The sequence below is a fragment of the Ensifer sp. Root142 genome (genome assembly GCF_001426785.1).
Classification (GTDB): Bacteria; Pseudomonadota; Alphaproteobacteria; order Rhizobiales; family Rhizobiaceae; genus Ensifer; species Ensifer canadensis.
On the sequence record NZ_LMFK01000012.1, the window covers coordinates 868,247 to 888,144 of the forward strand.

14 protein-coding genes are annotated in these 19,898 nt (G+C 62.7%); 12 read left to right on the plus strand and 2 right to left on the minus strand.

Annotated elements, in window-relative coordinates:
• Positions 1-120 precede the first annotated feature (120 nt).
• From ASD52_RS16735 to ASD52_RS16790, 12 genes are all read left to right on the plus strand, one after another.
• Positions 121-375, plus strand: coding sequence for a hypothetical protein (locus ASD52_RS16735; RefSeq protein WP_025426340.1), 255 nt, complete (start codon positions 121-123; stop codon positions 373-375).
• 42 nt (positions 376-417) lie between these two features.
• Positions 418-1,089, plus strand: a complete 672-nt coding sequence (gene feuP / locus ASD52_RS16740; protein WP_025426341.1) for a two-component system response regulator FeuP — start codon at positions 418-420, stop codon at positions 1,087-1,089.
• A complete protein-coding gene (locus tag ASD52_RS16745; RefSeq protein ID WP_025426342.1) occupies positions 1,079-2,464 on the plus strand; it encodes a HAMP domain-containing sensor histidine kinase in 1,386 nt (461 codons plus the stop codon). Before feuP ends, ASD52_RS16745 begins: the two co-directional genes overlap by 11 nt.
• A 172-nt stretch (positions 2,465-2,636) precedes the next feature.
• On the plus strand, positions 2,637-3,080 hold the full coding sequence (locus tag ASD52_RS16750) for a membrane protein (RefSeq protein WP_025426343.1): 444 nt from the start codon (positions 2,637-2,639) through the stop codon (positions 3,078-3,080).
• Between the two features lie 91 nt (positions 3,081-3,171).
• Complete coding sequence (gene ccmI, locus ASD52_RS16755; protein ID WP_025426344.1) at positions 3,172-4,320, plus strand: c-type cytochrome biogenesis protein CcmI; 1,149 nt, start codon at positions 3,172-3,174, stop codon at positions 4,318-4,320.
• Positions 4,317-4,769, plus strand: a complete 453-nt coding sequence (ccmE, locus tag ASD52_RS16760; RefSeq protein WP_025426345.1) for a cytochrome c maturation protein CcmE — start codon at positions 4,317-4,319, stop codon at positions 4,767-4,769. Before ccmI ends, ccmE begins: the two co-directional genes overlap by 4 nt.
• A complete protein-coding gene (locus tag ASD52_RS16765) occupies positions 4,766-6,754 on the plus strand; it encodes a heme lyase CcmF/NrfE family subunit (protein WP_025426346.1) in 1,989 nt (662 codons plus the stop codon). Before ccmE ends, ASD52_RS16765 begins: the two co-directional genes overlap by 4 nt.
• Positions 6,751-7,206 carry a cytochrome c-type biogenesis protein gene (locus ASD52_RS16770; RefSeq protein ID WP_025426347.1) on the plus strand — a complete coding sequence of 152 codons (456 nt, stop codon included), beginning with the start codon at positions 6,751-6,753 and terminating at the stop codon, positions 7,204-7,206. The genes ASD52_RS16765 and ASD52_RS16770 overlap by 4 nt, the downstream gene beginning before the upstream one ends.
• A gap of 318 nt (positions 7,207-7,524) precedes the next feature.
• Positions 7,525-9,084 carry a Do family serine endopeptidase gene (locus ASD52_RS16775; protein WP_057224809.1) on the plus strand — a complete coding sequence of 520 codons (1,560 nt, stop codon included), beginning with the start codon at positions 7,525-7,527 and terminating at the stop codon, positions 9,082-9,084.
• Positions 9,085-9,220: 136 nt separating this feature from the next.
• Complete coding sequence (locus ASD52_RS16780) at positions 9,221-9,922, plus strand: response regulator transcription factor (RefSeq protein ID WP_025426349.1); 702 nt, start codon at positions 9,221-9,223, stop codon at positions 9,920-9,922.
• Positions 9,919-11,325 carry an ATP-binding protein gene (locus ASD52_RS16785; RefSeq protein WP_025426350.1) on the plus strand — a complete coding sequence of 469 codons (1,407 nt, stop codon included), beginning with the start codon at positions 9,919-9,921 and terminating at the stop codon, positions 11,323-11,325. The genes ASD52_RS16780 and ASD52_RS16785 overlap by 4 nt, the downstream gene beginning before the upstream one ends.
• A 33-nt stretch (positions 11,326-11,358) precedes the next feature.
• Positions 11,359-14,316, plus strand: a complete 2,958-nt coding sequence (locus tag ASD52_RS16790) for a bifunctional [glutamine synthetase] adenylyltransferase/[glutamine synthetase]-adenylyl-L-tyrosine phosphorylase (protein WP_057211472.1) — start codon at positions 11,359-11,361, stop codon at positions 14,314-14,316.
• Here ASD52_RS16790 and ASD52_RS16795 read toward each other — a convergent pair.
• Together ASD52_RS16795 and pepN are read right to left on the minus strand one after the other, a co-directional pair.
• Positions 14,295-16,655 (minus strand): ATP-binding protein, encoded by a 2,361-nt coding sequence (locus tag ASD52_RS16795; protein ID WP_025426352.1) that lies wholly within the window; start codon positions 16,653-16,655, stop codon positions 14,295-14,297. The genes ASD52_RS16790 and ASD52_RS16795 overlap by 22 nt on opposite strands.
• Before the next feature lie 183 nt (positions 16,656-16,838).
• A complete protein-coding gene (gene pepN / locus ASD52_RS16800; protein ID WP_057224832.1) occupies positions 16,839-19,487 on the minus strand; it encodes an aminopeptidase N in 2,649 nt (882 codons plus the stop codon).
• Positions 19,488-19,898: the final 411 nt, after the last annotated feature.

Sequence of the window (19,898 nt, forward strand, 5' to 3'; positions counted from 1 at the left end):
TGTGGATACAGCCATTCACAGGTGGCTGTTCGCCCGGCTGGGCGGCCGACATTCATTTGCCATTCAGCCTCTATCGGTTATTGCTTTTGCCATGATGCTTCCCAAGTCGAAAGTGCGTTCATGTCTTCACCAGTGATCATAGCCGCGCTTGCCGCAGGCCTTGCGGGCTTTGCTCCGCCTGAGGTCAACGTGCCCACGGACTTTGTCGTCCGCGTGGCCGGCGATTGCAGCGCGGCTGCTCAGCAAGTCGTTTCGGAAACCGGCGGCGAACTGCTGTCGGCACAGCCGACGTCCGATGGCCAGTGCGTGATCACGGTGCTTGTGCCGGGCAATGGCGGGCGACCGAAAAAGGTGACCGTAAGGGTGCCGATGTAATTCGCCCGTGACGACGGTGCGAAAGAGGAAAAGTGGGTACGAATGCGCATTCTGATAGTCGAGGACGACGTCAACCTGAACCGGCAGCTCGCCGAAGTGCTGAAGGAGGCCGGCTACGTCGTCGATCAGGCCTATGACGGCGAAGAGGGTCACTATCTCGGCGATGCCGAGCCCTATGACGCCGTGATCCTCGATATCGGCCTGCCCGAGATGGACGGCATCACCGTTCTTGAAAAATGGCGCGGCGGCGGCAAGAGCATGCCGGTGCTGATCCTGACGGCGCGTGATCGCTGGAGCGACAAGGTGGCCGGCATCGATGCCGGTGCCGACGATTATGTCGCCAAGCCGTTCCATGTCGAGGAGGTGCTTGCCCGCATCCGCGCGCTGATCCGCCGGGCGGCCGGCCACGCAAGCTCGGAAATTGTCTGCGGCCCGGTGCGGCTCGACACAAAGGGGTCGAAGGCAACCGTCGACGGAACGGCGCTGAAGCTGACGTCGCACGAGTTCCGGCTGCTCTCCTACCTCATGCACCACATGGGCCAGGTCGTATCCCGGACGGAACTGGTCGAACACATGTACGATCAGGACTTCGACCGCGATTCCAACACGATCGAAGTTTTTGTCGGCCGTCTTCGCAAGAAGATCGGCAACGACCTGATCGAGACGGTGCGCGGCCTCGGATACCGCATGCAAGCGCCCGGCAATGGCAATTAGATCCCTTACGGCCCGCGTATTGGCGGTTTCGACCGTCTGGGCCGTCGTTGCCCTGGTGGTGATCGGGGTTGTCATCTCAGCCCTCTACCGGCAAGGATCGGAACGCGGCTTCAAGGACCTGCTGCGTGCCCAGCTTTTCAACGTCGTCAACTCGATTTCGGTCAATGAGAAGACGGTGCTTGCCGGCAGTCCCCAGCTCGGCGACCTGCGCTTCTCCCAGCCGCAGACCGGCTGGTACTGGATCGTCGATCCGATCGGCGAGTTCGACACGCCGCCGCTGATTTCTACCTCGCTCGGCAACGCGAAGCTGCCGATCGCGAGCGTCGACGAAGTCCCCTTCGATACCGGTTACGTCCGTTTCTACACCACCAAGGACCCGTTCGGAAACGAGGTCGAAGTGGCCGAGACCGAAGTCGTTCTCGACATTCAGGGCCACACCGCCCGTTTCCGCGTTGCCGGCAATCGTGACGTTCTAGAGGCGGACATCAACCGCTTTACCCGCAATCTGACCATCGCGCTCTCGATCTTCGGCCTCGGCGGGCTCGGCATGAACGCGCTGACCATTCTCTTCGGTCTCAGACCGCTCGACCAGGTCCGCCGCTCGCTGGAGAAGATCCGGGCCGGCGAAAGCGAAAGGCTCGATGGTGCCTTTCCGCGCGAGATCCAGCCACTTGCAAACGAAGTGAATGCGCTGATTGACAGCAACCGCCGCATCGTCGAGCGGGCGCGCATGCAGGTCGGCAACCTCGCGCACTCGTTGAAGACGCCGATCGCGGTCCTCCTCAACGAGGCCCGCGTGCTTGAGGCGTCGCATGGCGAACTCGTCAGAAACCAGGTCGATGCGATGCAGATGCAGGTTCAATCCTATCTGAGCCGCGCGCGGATCGCCGCCCAGCGCGAATCCATTCTCGCCCGCACAGAAGCGCAGCCGGCGCTGGAGCGGCTTGTGCGCGTGATGCGCAAGCTCAATCCGGAAAAAGAGGTTCATCTGTCGATCAACCCGCCGGGCCTGGTGCTAGCGATGGAGCTGCAGGATGTCGAGGAGACTGTCGGTAACCTGCTCGAAAACGCCGCTCGCCACGCCAAGGGCGAGGTCTGGCTGAATGTTCGTCCGGCTACAAACGAAGAGCACGCAAAGGAAACCGGTCGGCAATGGATCGTTCTCGACGTCGACGACGACGGAGCTGGCCTCGACCCGGATCAGATCGCGCTGGCGATGAAGCGCGGCAAGCGGCTGGATGAGAGCAAGCCGGGAACGGGCCTCGGTCTGTCGATCGTCAGTGAAATCGTACGGGAATATCAGGGCACGCTGACGCTGTCGCGCCGGGAAGAGGGCGGGCTGCGCGCCGAGCTCGTGCTGCCGGCTGCGGTTTAGGTGTCACACTGGCGCGCGAAAGTATCGCGTCGACTGCCCTTCCAGTTGCCTCTGCCAACAGGGAATGCCAAAAGAAAATCAAAGGGAAGTCTCCGCTCGGCCCCGCCGGTCGGCGCAGGCGGAGCCCCGCGTTAGAAAGTACATGTCGCGGATCATGAGGAACCAGGCAGAAATGACACGAACTATTGTCGTCAGCGGCAGGATCGCGTTGATCGCGTCGGCGGTGGCTCTTGCCGGCTGCAGCACCACCTCGGGCGGACAGACCGCGGCGGCCGGGTTGGGCACGACCGCGACCCGCAGCGTGTCTTCGACGACCTACATCACGGCCCTGCAGGGCGGCGTTATCGGCCGGCTCAGCAATCTCGATATCGGAACGTCGGACCGCCAGCGTGCGCTCGAGGCCGAGTACCGCGCCCTGGAGGCTGCTCCGGGCGGTCAGCCGGTCAACTGGCAGGGGCGTAGCGTCACCGGTTCGGTCGTCGCCGCCGCACCTTATCAGGTCGGTTCGCAGAACTGCCGCCAGTACAGCCACACCGTGACCGTCAAGGGACAACCGACGACGGCGCGTGGTGCGGCCTGCCGGAATTCCGACGGAAGCTGGACGCCGCTCAGCTGACCGGATTTCCGGTTGCGGCGAAACGCCTCAAATCTCTGTCATTGCAGGTTTTCGAGTTGGAATGGCATGGGTGCCATAGTATTGAGCATCCATGTTGTTCTGGATCCTCGTCGCCACGTTGACGGCGGCTGTAGCTGTCGTACTCATCCTCCCGCTCTTGCGGGCGGCAGCGCCCGCATCGTCTCCCCATAGTCATGATATCGAAGTTTATCGCGATCAGCTCGATGAACTGACGCGTGACCAGGAGAGCGGCCTGATCAGCGGCGACGATGCCGAACTCGCCCGCGCCGAGGTCGCCCGCCGGCTGCTTGCGGCTGGCGAGATCGACAATGCCGCCGAGCCGGCCGCAGCCACGCGCCGCGGCGTCAACATCGTGGCGCAGGCCTTCGTGCTTCTCTGTCTTCCCGCAATTGGGCTCTGTCTCTACATGTTCACTGGCAGCCCAGGGGTTCCGGCGCAGCCTTTGGCGGCGCGCCTTGCCGATCCCGGTGCCGATATCAACATTCTGATTGCGCGGGCGGAAAATCACCTGGCGCAGAACCCGAACGACGGTGCCGGCTGGGACGTGCTGGCGCCAATCTACATGCGCAACGGTCGCGTCGAGGAGGCGGTCGCCGCCTATGACAGCGCCGTGCGCCTGCTGGGGCCGACGCCGGCGCGGCTGGGTGGCTATGCCGAGGCGGTGATCACGCTGTCCGGCGGACTTGTGACCACCGAAGCGCAGTCGGCTCTCCGCAGATCCCTCGCCATCGACCCGAACGACCCGCGTTCCGAATTCTATCTTGCCCTTGGCCTGAAGCAGGAAGGCAAGAAGGACGAGGCGCTTGCAGCCTTCAACAGGCTGATCGCCAGTTCCCCGGCGGATGCGCCCTGGGTGCCGCTCGTCAAGCAGCACGTGGCCGAGCTTTCAGGTGGCGCTGCCGGCAATGTTGCGGGCGCTGCACCGGGAAATCCGAGCGCGGACGATATCGCCGCCGCACAGGACATGAACGCCGGCGACCGCCAGGAGATGATCCGCGGCATGGTCGAAAGCCTGGCGAGCCGGCTTAAGGAAGACCCCGCCAACGCCGAAGGCTGGGCGCGGCTGATCCGTTCGCATGTTGTGCTTGATCAAAGAGACCAGGCGGCGGCCGCCCTAAAGGAAAGCCTGAAAACCTTCCCGGCGGACGGCGAACAGGGAAAACAGCTGCTTGCGCTGGCCCGTGAACTCGGGATCAAGACGGACGGAGAGACGCAATGACGCGAAAACAGAAGCGACTGGCGATCATCGGCGGTGGCGTCGGCTTTCTGACGCTTGCCGTCCTCCTCGTAATGTTCGCCTTCAGCCAGGCGATCGCCTATTTCTACGTGCCGAGCGATCTCGCCAAGACCGACGTGCCGCCGGGAACCCGCATCCGTCTAGGCGGGCTGGTCGAGGCCGGTTCGGTCAAGCGCGGCGACGGCAAGACCGTGACCTTCACCGTTACCGATACGCTCGGCCAGGTGCCGGTGACCTATACCGGCATCCTGCCGGACCTGTTCCGTGAGGGGCAAGGCGTGGTCACCGAGGGCACGTTCGTTGCCGGCAGCTCGGTCTTCGTTGCAGACTCCGTGCTCGCCAAGCATGATGAGACCTATATGCCGAAGGATGTCGCCGACCGCTTGAAGGCGCAGGGTGTCGAACTCAGCGGGAAGGAAACCGTTCGATGATTATCGAACTTGGACATTATGCGCTGGTTCTGGCGCTTGCGACCGCCTTCGTGCAAGCGGCTTTGCCGATCCTTGGCGCCAGGCTCAACGATCGCGCCCTGATGGAGCTCGCCTCCAGCGCGGCGATTGCCTGTTTCCTGCTCGTCGCCTTCTCCTTCGCCGTGCTGACCTTCGCCTATGTCACGTCGGATTTTTCGGTCCGCAACGTCTGGGAGAACTCGCATTCGCTGAAGCCGCTGATCTACAAGATTTCCGGCGTCTGGGGGAACCATGAAGGATCAATGCTGCTCTGGCTCTTGATCCTGGTGTTCTTTTCGGCGCTGGTCGCCACATTTGGTCGTAATCTGCCGGAAACGCTGAAGGCGAATGTGCTCGCGGTGCAGGCCTGGATTGCCGTGGCTTTCACGCTGTTCATCCTGCTGACATCCAACCCTTTCGCCCGCCTTATCCCGGCACCGGGCGAAGGCAAGGACCTGAACCCGATCCTGCAGGACGTCGGTCTCGCCATTCACCCGCCCTTACTTTATCTGGGCTATGTCGGCTTTTCCGTCTGCTTCTCCTTTGCCATCGCCGCCCTGATCGAAGGGCGTATCGACGCTGCCTGGGCGCGCTGGGTGCGTCCCTGGACCCTTGCTGCCTGGACGTTCCTGACGGCCGGCATTTCGATGGGCTCCTATTGGGCCTATTACGAGCTTGGCTGGGGTGGCTGGTGGTTCTGGGATCCGGTCGAAAACGCCTCGTTCATGCCGTGGCTTGCCGGCACCGCGCTGCTGCATTCCGCTCTGGTCATGGAGAAGCGCGAAGCGCTGAAGATCTGGACCGTGCTGCTGGCGATCATGACCTTCTCGCTGTCGCTGCTTGGCACCTTCCTCGTTCGCTCTGGCGTGCTGACTTCGGTTCATGCCTTCGCGACCGACCCGACCCGCGGCATCTTCATCCTCGCCATCCTCGTTTTTTTCATCGGCGGCGCCTTTTCGCTGTTTGCCTACCGCGCATCGCGGCTGAAAGCCGGCGGCATCTTCGCGCCGGTTTCGAAGGAAGGCGCTCTTGTCTTCAACAACCTCATCCTGACGACCGCGGCCGCGACCGTGCTGACCGGCACGCTCTACCCTCTGGTGCTTGAAGCGCTGACCGGCGACAAGATTTCGGTCGGGCCGCCCTTCTTCAACATGACCTTCGGGCTGTTGATGCTGCCACTCCTGTTTGCGGTGCCCTTCGGTCCCCTGCTGGCCTGGAAGCGCGGAGATCTCATGGGCGTTGCCCAGCGGCTGTTTGCAGCGGTTGCCGTCGGCCTCGTCGTCGGCTGCGTCTATTACTACGCCATGAACGGCGGACCGATCCTCGCTTTGTTCGGCATTGCGCTGGGCGTCTATCTGATCGCCGGTTCGGTGACGGATCTGGCGCTGCGCTCGGGGCTCGGCAAGGTCGCGGGCAACGTCGCCTGGCGGCGGTTCTCCGGCCTGCCGCGCTCGGCCTTCGGCACCGCACTTGCGCATATCGGCCTCGGCGTCACGCTGATCGGCATCGTCGCCGTCACCGCCTTCGAAACCGAGACCGTCGTCGAGATGAAGCCGGGTATGACCGTGGACGCGGGAGGCTACACCCTGCGGTTCGACGGCATGCGCAACGGTAGCGGTCCGAATTATTCCGAGGAATCCGGCCATTTCACCATCAGCAGCGGTGGCGTCGTCGTCACCGACATCTGGTCGTCGAAGCGGCTCTATCAGGCGCGGCGCATGCCGACCACCGAAGCCGGTATCCGTACCTTCGGCCTGAGCCAGCTCTACGTTTCGCTCGGTGACCAGATCAGCGAAGGCGGCATCGTCGTGCGCATCTGGTGGAAGCCGATGATCCTGTGCATCTGGGGCGGCACGCTGTTGATGATGGCGGGAGGTTTCGTCTCGCTCAGCGATCGCCGCCTGCGCGTTGGCGCGCCGACGCGCGCCAAGCGGCCGAAGACGATCCCGGTGGGAGCGGCCGAATGAACCGATTGCTGCTGGCGTTCTTTCTGTTTCTGGCGTCGCTCGGCCCGACCTTCGCGGTCAATCCGGATGAGGTCTTGTCCGATCCGGCACTCGAAGCACGGGCGCGGGCGATCTCGGCCGAGCTCCGCTGCATGGTCTGCCAGAACCAGTCGATCGACGATTCCAACGCAGAGCTTGCCAAGGATCTCAGGGTTCTGGTGCGCGAGAGGTTGGCAAATGGCGACAGCGACGAGGCGGTGATCGACTATGTCGTCTCGCGCTATGGCGAGTTCGTGTTGCTGAAGCCGCGGTTCGAAACCAAGACGATGATCCTGTGGGGCATGCCGATCCTGCTTTTGCTGGTCGGCGCCGCGACGTTGCTGGTGGCGGCACTCAAACGCGGCCGGCAATCGCGCGGCACGCCGCTTTCCGACGACGAGAAGGAAAAGCTGAAGAAGCTGCTTCAGCCGTAGAGCATTTCCAGGAAAAGTGCGAAGCGGCTTTCCGCCAGGAAATGCGTAAAACAGAGAGATAGCGCGTTTCTGCGACTCCGCCTAAGGCGGAAACGCTCTCGATCCCACGGGCAATGCGCCGTTGCAGACGCCCGCCACCAACATTACCAAAAATTCATCCTCCGGACAGAACTCAGTAAGGTCCAATCCGTTACATCTTTCGTCATCGGCTGTTCCTCCAGTCAGCCAAGAGCGAAATCGCTACCCCCGCGGCGATCCTCGAAATCAAGATGCCGAAGCTGCTTCCAGCGGCTTCAAGGAAGAGAAAAGGCAAAACGGATGATTACGACCAAACTCCTGCGTCCCTCCCTCAAGACTGTTCTGAAGACCTCGACCGTTGCGGGTCTTGCGGCCGTCATGCTGACCTCCGGCCTGCCGGCCACGATTGCCCAGTCCTTCGCCGAACCCGTCAAGGTCGATGCGCCCCAGGTGCCGAGCTTTGCCAATGTCGTCGACGCGGTTTCCCCGGCCGTAGTCTCCGTCCGCGTCCAGTCGCGTGCTAATCCCGTTTCCGACGAGGGCAATGGCTTCACCTTCGATTTTGGCGGTCGCGGTCTGGATGAGCTTCCCGACGATCACCCGCTGAAGCGTTTCTTCAAGGAATTCGGCGGCCCGCGCGGCGATGACCGTGCCGAACGCGGCCCCGGCCGTCGTGGCCCGCACGGCGAAGGTCGCCTGCGCCCGACTTCGCAAGGCTCCGGCTTCTTCATCTCCGAAGACGGTTACCTCGTCACCAACAATCACGTCGTTTCCGATGGCTCTGCGTTCACGGTCATCCTCAATGACGGCACCGAGCTTGACGCCAAGTTGATCGGCAAGGACAGCCGCACCGATCTCGCCGTGCTCAAGGTCGATGACAATCGCAAGTTCACCTATGTCAGCTGGGCCGACGACAACAAGGTCCGCGTCGGCGACTGGGTCGTTGCCGTCGGCAACCCCTTCGGTCTCGGCGGCACGGTAACCTCCGGCATCATCTCGGCCCGTGGCCGCGATATCGGTTCGGGTCCCTATGACGACTATCTGCAGGTCGACGCAGCGGTGAACCGCGGCAACTCGGGTGGTCCGACCTTCAACCTTTCGGGCGAAGTGGTCGGCATCAACACCGCGATCTTCTCGCCGTCGGGCGGCAATGTCGGCATCGCCTTCGCCATTCCGGCATCCGTCGCCAAGGACGTCGTTGCCGACCTGATGAAGGACGGCTCGGTATCGCGCGGTTGGCTCGGTGTTCAGATCCAGCCGGTGAGCAAGGATATCGCCGAATCGCTCGGTCTGTCTGAGGCAGCCGGCGCACTCGTCGTCGAGCCGCAGGCCGGCTCGCCGGGCGACAAGGCCGGCATCAAGAAGGGCGACGTGGTCACTGCGCTCAACGGCGACACGATCAAGGATCCGCGCGATCTTGCCCGCAAGGTAGCCGGCATGCGCCCGGGCACCACGGTCGACGTTGCACTGTGGCGCAACGGCAAGTCGGAAACCGTCAAGCTCGAGATCGGCACGCTGCCGAAGGACGACAAGGAAGCGGCCACGGATCAGGGCAACCAGTCCGAGGAAACCCAGCCGTCGAGCGAGCAGGCCCTGGCCGACCTTGGCATGACGGTGACGCCGTCGGATGACGGCAAGGGCGTGACGATTGCCTCGGTGGACGAGGACTCGGACGCCAGCGACCGTGGCCTGAAGCAGGGCGAGAAGATCGTTTCCGTCAACAATCAGGAAGTGAAGTCGGCGGACGATATCCTCAAGGTGATCAACATCGCCAAGAAGGACGGTCGCAGCAAGGCGCTCTTCCAGATCGAGGCCGAGAACGGCAGCCGCTTCGTGGCGCTTCCCATCGATCAGGGTTGATCGCGGCTGCGAATGAATGACCAGGGCGCCGCGATATCCAAGCGATTTCGCGGCGCCGGCCGTTTGGGGCGAAGTGATCGCCATGCCGGTTGTCGGAAGAACCGAAACCGGTTGAGACAGACAGGGGTCCGGGACTATGGTCACGCGTATGAAGATTCTTATTATTGAAGACGATATCGAGGCAGCCGCCTATCTGGCAAAGGCGTTCCGGGAAGCCGGCATCGTCTGTGATCACGCGAGCGACGGCGAAAGCGGCCTCTTCATGGCCAGCGAAAACAGCTACGACGTTCTCGTGGTCGACCGCATGTTGCCGCGCCGCGATGGCCTGTCGGTGATTTCGGAGCTGCGTCGCAAGGAAGTCCATACGCCGGTGCTCATTCTGTCGGCGCTCGGCCAGGTCGATGATCGGGTGACGGGTCTGCGCGCCGGCGGCGACGACTACCTGCCGAAACCCTATGCCTTCAACGAGCTTCTCGCCCGCGTTGAAGTGCTCGGCCGCCGCAAGGGTACGCCGGAACAGGACATGGTCTACCGGGTCGGAGATCTCGAGCTCGACCGCCTGTCGCACTCGGTTCGCCGCCAGGGCAAGGAAATCCCGCTGCAGCCGCGCGAGTTCCGGCTGCTCGAGTACCTGATGAAAAATGCCGGCCAGGTCGTGACCCGCACGATGCTGCTCGAAAACGTCTGGGACTATCACTTCGATCCGCAGACCAATGTCATCGACGTGCACGTGTCGCGACTGCGTTCCAAGATCGAGAAGGACTTCGATCTGCCGCTGCTCCGAACCGTGCGCGGCGCCGGCTATATGATCAAGGATGACCGGACCGCCAGCGCATGAGCAAACTCGGCGTCCTGTTGAGGACAACCGCCGTCCGGTTGTCCGCGCTCTATCTGATCCTCTTCTCGCTCTGCGCCGCCTTTCTCGTCTTCTATGTCACCGGCATGTCCGAGCGTCTGCTACAGCAGCAGACGCGCGACGCAGTGACCGCAGAGGTGACCCAGATCGAGCAGGTCTATACCCGTGCGGGGATCAATGGGCTGCTGCGCTCATTGGAACGGCGCGCGCGCCAGCCTGGCGCCAATCTCTATGTGATCGCCGGGCCAAGCGGTGAAATCCTTGCTGGCAATGTGGCGAGCCTGGAGCCGGGCCTTCTCGATCGCGAAGGCTGGACGGAGAAACCCTTTGCCTACCAGCGCTATACCGACGAGACCCGCCAGGACAGCCATGTGGCACTTGCCCATGTGCTGATGCTCGACAACGGCCTGCGCATCCTTGTTGGCCGTGACCTGCAGGAGCCGCAGAAGTTTCGTGCGCTGGTGCGCCAGGCGCTGATGGTCGCCCTCGGCATCATGGGCCTCGGTGCGCTGATCATCTGGTTTGCCATCGGCCGCAATGCGCTGAAGCGCATCGACCGCATGTCCGAGGCGAGCACCAAGATCATGGCGGGCGACCTGTCGCAGCGTCTGCCGACCAGCGGTTCCGGCGACGAATTCGACCGGCTTTCCGAATCGCTGAACGCGATGCTCGGCCGCATCGAGAAGCTGAACGAGGGGCTGCGCCAGGTCTCCGACAACATCGCCCACGACCTGAAGACACCGTTGACGCGGCTGCGCAACAAGGCGGAAGCCGCACTTGCGCGCAAGGGTACAAGTCAGCGCGGCGCGCTGGAGGAAATCATCGGCGAGTCGGATCAGCTGATCCGCACCTTCAATGCGCTCCTGATGATTTCGCGCGTCGAAGCGGGTTCGGCTGCTGCCGAGATGAGCGAGATCGACCTTTCGCAGATTGTGTCGGATTGCGTCGAACTCTATGAACCAGTCGCCGAAGATGTCGGCCTGCGGCTGGAGGCGGATGTGGCGCCAGGCATGGTGATTTCGGGCAATCGCGAGCTTGTCGGCCAGGCGCTCGGCAATCTACTCGACAATGCGATCAAATATGCCGAAGGCGCCGCCGATCCGCTGATCAAGGTTTCGCTCGGCAGGCGCGACGGCAAAGTCGTTCTTTCGGTTGCCGACCACGGGCCGGGTGTTCCTAGGGAAAAGCGCGACGAAGTCGTCAAGCGCTTCGTTCGGCTGGATGAGAGCCGCTCCAAGCCCGGCACGGGTCTCGGCCTGTCGCTCGTCGAGGCAGTGATGGAGATGCATCATGGTGTGCTGGATCTGGCTGCAACCGATGCTGATGGCGCTGACAACTGCAAGGGACTGACGGTACACATGGTTTTCCCGGCGTCCGCGACCTGATAGACCGGTTTGCGGAGAACACGGGGGAACGGTATGCAGGACACGATGGCAGGGCACTGGTGGGGCATGGAGACGGCGCCGATCAAACCGGCAAGCCAGGCTGACGCCAAATCCGCGCTGTCGGTGCTGAAGGATATGGCCAAGGGCCATGACCAGATCAGCCGTCTGCTGGCATCCGAAACGCCGTTCAAGGCGTTCATCGTCGCTGCCTTTGCCCTGTCGCCATTCCTGCGCGACACCGGCGGCAGCCAGCCCGGCATACTCGAACAGCTCCTGTCGGAGCCGCTGCAGGAATTTCTCACCGAAAGGGTCCGGCGGGCGCGGGATGCCTGGGTATCGGCAGAGCCCGGCGTGGCACTGCCAGATACCGAGATCATGACGCGGCTTCGAAAGGCCAAGCGCGAGCTAGCCTTCGCCGTTGCGCTTGCGGACCTCTCACGACATTTCGACGGTCGCGAGACGACGCGCTGGCTGAGCGAATTTGCCGGCGCTGCCGTTTCGGCAACGATCGATCATCTGCTGCTGAGCGGTCACCAGGGCGGCAAGCTCGCGCTCAAGGACGTGACGGCCCCGAGCCGGGGGTCTGGCGTTGTCGTGCTCGGCATGGGCAAGCTCGGCGCCTTCGAGCTCAATTACTCCTCCGACATCGATCTCGTGGTCTTCTACGATCCGCAGTCCGGCATCATCATCGATCGCGACGATGCATCCGAGACCTTCGGCCGGCTTCTGCGCCGCCTCATCCGCATTCTCCAGGAGCGCAGCGGCGACGGCTACGTCTTTCGCACCGACTTGCGGCTGCGCCCGGATCCCGGCTCGACGCCACTCGCAATCCCCGTCGAGGCGGCGATGCTCTATTACGAGAGCAGGGGGCAGAACTGGGAGCGCGCAGCTTTCATCAAGGCGCGGCCCGTTGCCGGCGACATAGCTGCGGGCGATGCCTTCTTGAAGGAATTGACGCCGTTCGTCTTCCGCAAGTATCTCGACTATGCGGCAATCGCCGACATCCATTCGATCAAGCGGCAGATTCACGCCCACAAGGGCCATGGCGAGATTGCGGTCAAGGGACACAATATCAAGCTCGGCCGCGGCGGCATTCGTGAGATCGAGTTCTTCGTTCAGACCCAGCAGCTGATCGCCGGTGGACGCATGCCCGAACTGCGGCTGAAGGCGACGGAGCCGATGCTGCATGCGCTGGTAACGGCCGGCTGGATCGACGAGACGACCGCGGCCGAACTGGTCGAGGCCTACTGGTTCCTTCGCGATGTCGAGCACCGCATTCAGATGGTGCGTGACGAACAGACCCATGTGCTGCCGGAGACCGAGGCAGAGCTGAAGCGGATCGCCTTCATGCTCGGCTTCGAGGATACGGCTTCCTTCTCCAAGGCGCTGTCGAAGGTGCTGCGCACCGTCGAGCGCCGTTATGCCCAGCTCTTCGAGCAGGAGGCGAAGCTTTCGAGCGAGACGGGCAATCTGGTTTTCACCGGCCAGCGCGACGATCCCGATACGCTCGAGACCCTAAGAAAGCTCGGCTTCCAGCGGCCGTCGGACATCTCGCACACGATCCGCACCTGGCATTACGGCCGCTACCGCGCGACGCAGTCGGTCGAGGCGCGCGAGCGGCTGACGGAGCTGACGCCGCAGCTCCTGCGCGTCTTCGGCGAAAGCCGGCGCGCCGACGAGGCGCTCCTGCGTTTCGACCATTTCATCTCGGGCCTGCCGGCCGGCATCCAGCTGTTTTCGCTGCTCGGCAACAATCCGCGGCTCTTGTCATTGATCGTCAACATCATGTCCTCGGCACCAAGGCTGGCCGAGATCATCGCGGCGCGGCCGCATGTGTTCGACGGCATGCTCGACCCGGGCCTTCTGGCGGAGCTGCCGACCCGGGATTATCTGGCGCCGCGCATCGCCAACTTCGTTGCCGGCGCCCGCCACTATGAAGAGGTGCTCGACCGGCTGCGCATCATCGCCGCCGAACAGCGGTTCCTGATCGGCATCCGCCTGTTGACCGGCTCGATTTCGGGCGCGCAGGCCGGTCGCGCCTTTACCGATCTCGCCGACCTGATCATCGCTGCCGCAGTGGACGCGGTGCTCGCCGAGGTCCGTTCGGTCCATGGCGATTTTCCGGGTGGGCGCATTGTCGTCGTCGGCATGGGCAAGCTCGGCAGCCACGAGTTGACGGCGGGCTCCGACGTCGACCTGATCCTGCTCTACGACTATGACGACGCGGCCCCGGAATCGGATGGCGGCAAGCCGCTCGATCCGATGCGCTATTTTACCCGGTTGACGCAGAGGTTGATTGCAGCGCTCTCAGCGCCCACAGCCGAGGGCGTACTCTATGAGGTCGACATGCGGCTGCGGCCGTCCGGCAACAAGGGCCCGGTCGCCACCCGCATCAACGCCTTTGCCAAGTACCAGCGGGAAGAGGCCTGGACCTGGGAGCATCTGGCCCTGACGCGGGCGCGCTGCATCTGCGGCGACGACAGTCTGAAGGCGCAAGCCGATGCCATCTTCGCCGAAGTGCTCGGCCACACGCGTGATGTCGCCAAGGTCAGCACTGACGTGATCTCGATGCGCGAGATGATCGACAGCGAGAAGCCGCCAAGCGACATCTGGGATTTCAAGCTGATCCCCGGCGGCCTGGTCGATATCGAGTTCATTGCGCAGTACCTGGCGCTGATCGCTCCCGCCAAGGGCGTGCCGCCGCTTGAGGCCGGCGCCCACACGGCCGACGCCTTGAAGGTCCTCGGCGGTGCGATGATGAACCCCAATGATCTCGACACGACGATGGAGGCGCTGAGCCTCTTTACCGAGCTGTCGCAGATCGTGCGCCTGTGCATCGAAGGCGAGTTCGACCCGAAGGAGGCGCCTGCCGGTCTTGTCGATCTCGTCTGCCGGGCAGGGGACTATCCCGACCTGAAAACGCTGGAGGCGGATATCAGGCGGCTGTCGAAGGCCGTCCGGCGTATTTTTCAGTCGGTGGTTTCGGGATAGGGCTGCGGGTCGCTGTCGCGATCGGGCATGCGCAATGAAATGATGGTGCCGACATTTTCGGCGGAATGGATCTTCATCGTTCCGCCGTGAAGGCGCGTCAGCGACCGGGAGATGGCAAGCCCGAGGCCGGAGCCGCCCTTGCTCTTGGCATACTGGCTCTGCACCTGCTCGAAGGGCTGGCCGATCTTCTGCAGGGCATCACGCGGGATGCCGATGCCGGAGTCGGCGATCGTCAATGTCACAGCGCCCGTGACCTTGCGGGCGCGCAGCGAAATGCGCCCGCCTTCATTGGTGAACTTGACCGCGTTCGACAAGAGATTGAGCAGCACCTGCTTCATCGCCCGCCGATCCGCGACCACGGTCAGGCCCGAGGCGATTTGCTGCACCACATGGATGTTCTTCTGCTGCGCCGGGATCGTGGTGAAACGCAGCGTCTCCTCGATCAGCGGCGCGAGATCGATGGTCTCGCGGCTGATGCGCATATGGCCTGCTTCGATCTTCGACATGTCCAGGATGTCGTTGATGACGTTCAGCAGGTGTTTGCCGCTGTCGTGAATGTCGCGCGAGTATTCATCGTATTTCTCCGAGCCGAGCGGCCCGAACATCTGGGTCTGCAGGATCTCCGAAAAACCGAGAATGGCGTTGAGCGGTGTCCTCAGCTCATGGGACATATTGGCCAGGAATTCCGACTTGGCGTGGTTCGCCGCCTCGGCCCGTTCTTTTTCCGCCTGGTAGTTGGCGTTGGCGATCGACAGCTCGGTCTTCTGCCGCTCCAGGGTCATGCGCGAAGCCGAGAGATCGCCGATGGTCGCCATCAGCCGGCGCTCGGATTCGCGCAGCCGCACCTGGTGACGCTTGAGCAGCGTGATGTCGGTACCAACAGAAACGAGGCCGCCGTCGCGCGTGCGCCGCTCATTGATCTGCAGCCAACGCTCGTCGGCGAGCTGCACTTCGGTGGTCTGCGAATGGTTGCTACGGTCAGGATCCGCAATGCGGCGTTCCACTACCGGGCGTGCCGCAGCGGCGTGTACGGCGATGCGTTCGGTGCCTGGCACCAGAACGTGATCCGGCAGCTTGTAGGCTTCCTGGTAGTGCGTGTTGCACATGACCAAGCGGTCCTGCTTGTCCCAGAGGACGAAGGCCTCGGACGTACATTCGATGGCATCGGCCAGACGCTGATCAGCTTCGGCATAGCGCTGGGCGAGGCGGTGCTGCTCGGTGACATCCATGGCGATGCCGATGAGATGGGCGCGGCCTGAAACGGTGCGGATGATCTCGGCGCGGGCGCGCAGCCAGACATAATGGCCGTCCGCATGCCGCATGCGGAACACCTGGTCGATCTGTCGCGCATCGCCGCGGGCAATTGTCCGCGCCACGCCATAGATACCGCGATCGTCCGGATGCATCAGCCGTGCGGCGTCGCCGAAGGAAAGCACGCTGCTTTCGCCGGGCATGCCCAACATCTCATACATCGACCGCGACCAGAACAGCCGTCGGTTGGCAAGATCGAAATCCCAGAGGCCGCAGCGGCCGCGCGACAGGGCGGTTTCGACCCGCAGGTTCGATTCCGCAAACACCCCGTCGGCGTCGCGGGCGCGTTTGGCCTGGATGTAATAAGCGTAAAGCACCACCAGCAGGATCGCCGAGATGCCGGCAAACAGCGTCACATTCAGCGAAACCTCGTCGCGCCAGGCCGTTTCGAGCTGGGTCACCGGCGTTGCCGCCAGGACGACGCCGGCCGCTTCCGGCAACTGCGCCAAAGCGACGATATGGTCGACGCCGTTGATGGCCGTCTTCATGACGCTGGAATGCTCGCCGTAATACTGCAGCGTGGCGATATCGGGTGCAACCGAGGCAAGCGTCCGGCCGATCAGCGGCACACCATCAGGTGTGCTGGCGAAGATCCGTCCATCCTTGCGCACGGTCAAAAGAAACATGCCCGCGTCGAGCATGGTGTTGGGCAGGTATTGGGTCAGCCGCTGTTCGGCATCCCAACGCCGGCCCTCTTCGAACAGCGTCATGCCGTCAGCCTGGAACGCCGCGACCGCCGTTGCCGCGGCAAGCCCGACCGTCTGGCGCGAGTTGTCTTCCATCCGGGCGTGCTCGCCCATGATGCCGGACATGCGCGAAACGGCGACTATGATCAGGAATGCGATGATGAGGATGGGGATAGAGCGCTTGAGAATAGGTTCCGCGCTCGCAAGACGCTGCGACGTCGGCTCGGCGAAAATCTTCGCCTGCGAGATGAACTCGCGTTCCAGGCCGGAAAAGCCCGAAAACTTGAGTCGCAACCGCCCGTCGGCTGCGCTCGCTGGTCGCGCGTCCGCCATCTTACCCAATGTGAAACCCTCTGATGATTCGGCGCGCCGCTCGCCCGAATCTGACTCAATGAATCACAGGGCGATTCGCCTTGTCCAGAGGTAATGGTAAAGATTTCTTAACCATTTCTAATCGTTGGGAAATAATAGGCCGGGTCGAGCGAGCGACCCGGCCCTTGAAAAATGCCTGCATTCCCGGCCTTTTCAGGCCTTGAGCATGCGCTCGACGATGTCGCTGACATCGGCCGAAAGCTTGGTCGCGCCAGCGATTTCCTTCAGCGCATTGCGGGCATGATCGGCGCGCGTGTCTTCAAGCGAGCGCCAGGAGCGCATCGAAGTCAGGATGCGTGCCGCGAGCTGCGGATTGCGCGGATCGATATCGAGGATCTGCTTCGCGAGGAAACGGTAGCCCTCGCCATCGGCGCGGTTGAAGCCTGTCGGGTTGGCGAAGGCATAGCTGCCGACCAGAGACCGGACACGGTTCGGATTATTGCCATTGAATAGCGGCTCGGTCATCAGCGCCTTGACGCGATTGAGCGTCCCGGCCCCGGGGATTGTCGCCTGCACCGCGAACCACTTGTCGATGACGAGCGCGTTGTCGGCAAACCGTTTCCGGAAGGTTGCCAGTGCCTGAGCCGTCTCTGGCGCATCCGGGAACCGGTGCGCGAGCAATGCCAGTGCATGGCTGAGGTCGGTCATGTTGTCGGCGGCTGCGAAGACTTCTGCTGCCCGTTTCGGATCATCCTCGCCATGGACGAGATAGGTGAGTGCGGCGTTGCGCAGGGCTCGACGTCCCGCACTTTCCGCATCCGGACTGAAGGAACTCGTCGACGCCATTTCGTCGGCAAGCCGAAGGAAGGTTCCGCGGCCGGAAACCGCAATCGCCTTGAGGATCTGCTGCCGGGCGGTATGGATGGCATCGGGGTCGTTGTCGGCGCCGATCTCGCGGGCGATGTCGGCTTCGCTCGGCAGCGACAGCGCCTGCGACCGGAAAGCCGGCTCCAGTCCGTCGTCAGCCGCCGCGGCGACAAGGCCGTCGAGCAGCGCCTTTTCGCAGGTCACGGATTTGCCCGCACGGGCGTTGGCCGTCGCGGATACCAGATTGGCAAGTGCAATGGCGTTGAGTGCCTGCCAGCGTGCGAAGAGATCGCTTTCGTGCCGCGCGATCAGCGCCAGGTCGTCGTCGGTCTGCTCGATATGCAGGTTGATCGGAGCGGAAAAGCCGCGGTTGAATGAAGGCACCGGGCGCGAAGTAATGCCGGAGAAAACCACCGTCTGCTTGCGTTGGGTGAGGTGCAGCACGTCGCCGGTGATATCTGCGCTCGCCACGCTCGAAAGGTCGGCTTCCGCGCCGTTTCCAAGGAGCAGGCCCATGCGCAGCGGAATGTACATCGGCTCCTTGGCGCTTTGGCCCGGCGTCGGCGGCACGGTCTGTTCGAGCGACAGGGTGAAGGTCTGCTTGCCTGCGTCATAGGCGCCGGAGGCTGTCACCAGCGGCGTTCCCGCCTGATGGTACCAGAGCGAAAACTGGCTGAGATTGCGGCCGCTGACATCGGCGAAGCAGGCGACGAAATCCTCGATCGTCACAGCCTGGCCGTCGTGGCGTTCGAAGTAGAGATCCATGCCCTTCTTGAACAGGTCGCGGCCGAGAAGGGTCGCGATCATCCGGGTGACTTCGGAGCCCTTCTCATAGACCGTGGTCGTGTAGAAGTTGTTGATTTCACGGTATTTCGTCGGCCGGACCGGATGGGCAAGGGGGCCTGCATCCTCTGGGAACTGTTCTGATTTCAGGTGCCGGACTTCGGCGATGCGCTTGACGGCGCGCGAGCGCATGTCGGCGGAAAACTCGTGGTCGCGATAAACCGTCAGGCCTTCCTTGAGGCAGAGCTGGAACCAGTCGCGGCAGGTGATGCGGTTGCCGGTCCAGTTGTGGAAGTATTCGTGCGCGATGATCGCTTCGATATTGGCGTAGTCGGCGTCGGTGGCCGTTTCCGGATCGGCCAGCACGTACTTGTCGTTGAAGACATTGAGCCCCTTGTTCTCCATGGCGCCCATGTTGAAGTCGGAGACGGCGACGATCATGAAGATATCCAGATCGTATTCGCGGCCGAACGTCTCTTCGTCCCACTTCATCGAGCGCTTCAGCGCGTCCATGGCGTAGGCTGCGCGCGGCTCCTTGCCGTGTTCGACATAGATCTTCAGCGCGACCTCGCGGCCGGACATGGTGGTGAACGTGTCTTCGACCACGCCGAGATCGCCGGCAACCAGCGCGAAGAGATAGCTGGGCTTCAGGTGCGGATCGAACCAGGCGGCGAAATGCCGGCCATCGCCCATGTCGGCGCCGCCGAGATAGTTGCCGTTGGACAGCAGCAGCGGAGCGGATTTCTTGTCGGCGATGATGTTGACCGTATAGACGGCAAGTACATCAGGACGATCAGGGAAGTAGGTAATGCGGCGGAAGCCTTCCGCCTCGCACTGCGTGCAATAGACGCTGTTGGTGCGGTAGAGACCCATCAGCTTGGTGTTCGTCTCGGGCGAGAGCATCGTGGTGATGGTGACTTCGAACGGGGCGGTCTCGGGCAGGCCACGGATCGTCAGCGTGTCGTCGGTCACGTCGTAGAGCGCGGCTGCAAGCTCTTCCTGGTCGAGCAGCAGGCCGGTCATGACCAGCTCGTCGCCGTCAAGCACCAGCGGGGCCGATGCGTCCACGCCTTCCCGCCGATGCAGGATCAACCGCGCTTCGACCTTGGTTTCCTTCGGGTCAAGCTCGAAGGTCAGATCCACTCTTTCAAGTACGAAGTCGGTCGGCCGGTAGTCTTCCAGATGAATGATCTGGCCAGTATTTGTCCGCATGGTCAGTCCCGCTCGCGCCTTGCTACTGGTGGATTTGTAGAGGGCGCTTGTGATGGTGAAAAGGCCAAAGGGCGAAAAGCCGGATATGCCACACGATTGTGATGCCGGCGACCGCACTTCCGGCAGAAAAGACATGGTGTCCGGTATTCTTCCCGCTCCCTTATCGCCTTGACGTGTATCGAAGTGGCACTAACAAGAAATAAACCGGAAAGGTTTTTTTCGACCCCGCTAAAGAATTCTCGGCGATTGTCTTTGCTGCGATGAACTCATCAAGAAAAAAGTCGGTTCATCAAGAAGATTGATCCGACTTTCGCGGCCGGCGCAGCTAGAGTGACATCGTTCTCCGGTGAGCCTCTCACCCAAATCTCCCAAACTGTCGCCGCCGCGGTCCTCCGCTAAGGCTCGAAAAGC

Coding starts and splice junctions, on each gene's coding strand:
- ccmE (WP_025426345.1), top strand. CDS start 4,317: ATGACGCGAAAACAGAAGCGACTGGCGATCATCGGCGGTGGCGTCGGC.
- ASD52_RS16770 (WP_025426347.1), top strand. CDS start 6,751: ATGAACCGATTGCTGCTGGCGTTCTTTCTGTTTCTGGCGTCGCTCGGC.
- ASD52_RS16765 (WP_025426346.1), top strand. CDS start 4,766: ATGATTATCGAACTTGGACATTATGCGCTGGTTCTGGCGCTTGCGACC.
- ASD52_RS16735 (WP_025426340.1), top strand. CDS start 121: ATGTCTTCACCAGTGATCATAGCCGCGCTTGCCGCAGGCCTTGCGGGC.
- pepN (WP_057224832.1), bottom strand. CDS start 19,487: ATGCGGACAAATACTGGCCAGATCATTCATCTGGAAGACTACCGGCCG.
- ASD52_RS16785 (WP_025426350.1), top strand. CDS start 9,919: ATGAGCAAACTCGGCGTCCTGTTGAGGACAACCGCCGTCCGGTTGTCC.
- ASD52_RS16745 (WP_025426342.1), top strand. CDS start 1,079: ATGGCAATTAGATCCCTTACGGCCCGCGTATTGGCGGTTTCGACCGTC.
- ccmI (WP_025426344.1), top strand. CDS start 3,172: ATGTTGTTCTGGATCCTCGTCGCCACGTTGACGGCGGCTGTAGCTGTC.
- ASD52_RS16750 (WP_025426343.1), top strand. CDS start 2,637: ATGACACGAACTATTGTCGTCAGCGGCAGGATCGCGTTGATCGCGTCG.
- feuP (WP_025426341.1), top strand. CDS start 418: ATGCGCATTCTGATAGTCGAGGACGACGTCAACCTGAACCGGCAGCTC.
- ASD52_RS16780 (WP_025426349.1), top strand. CDS start 9,221: ATGGTCACGCGTATGAAGATTCTTATTATTGAAGACGATATCGAGGCA.
- ASD52_RS16775 (WP_057224809.1), top strand. CDS start 7,525: ATGATTACGACCAAACTCCTGCGTCCCTCCCTCAAGACTGTTCTGAAG.
- ASD52_RS16790 (WP_057211472.1), top strand. CDS start 11,359: ATGCAGGACACGATGGCAGGGCACTGGTGGGGCATGGAGACGGCGCCG.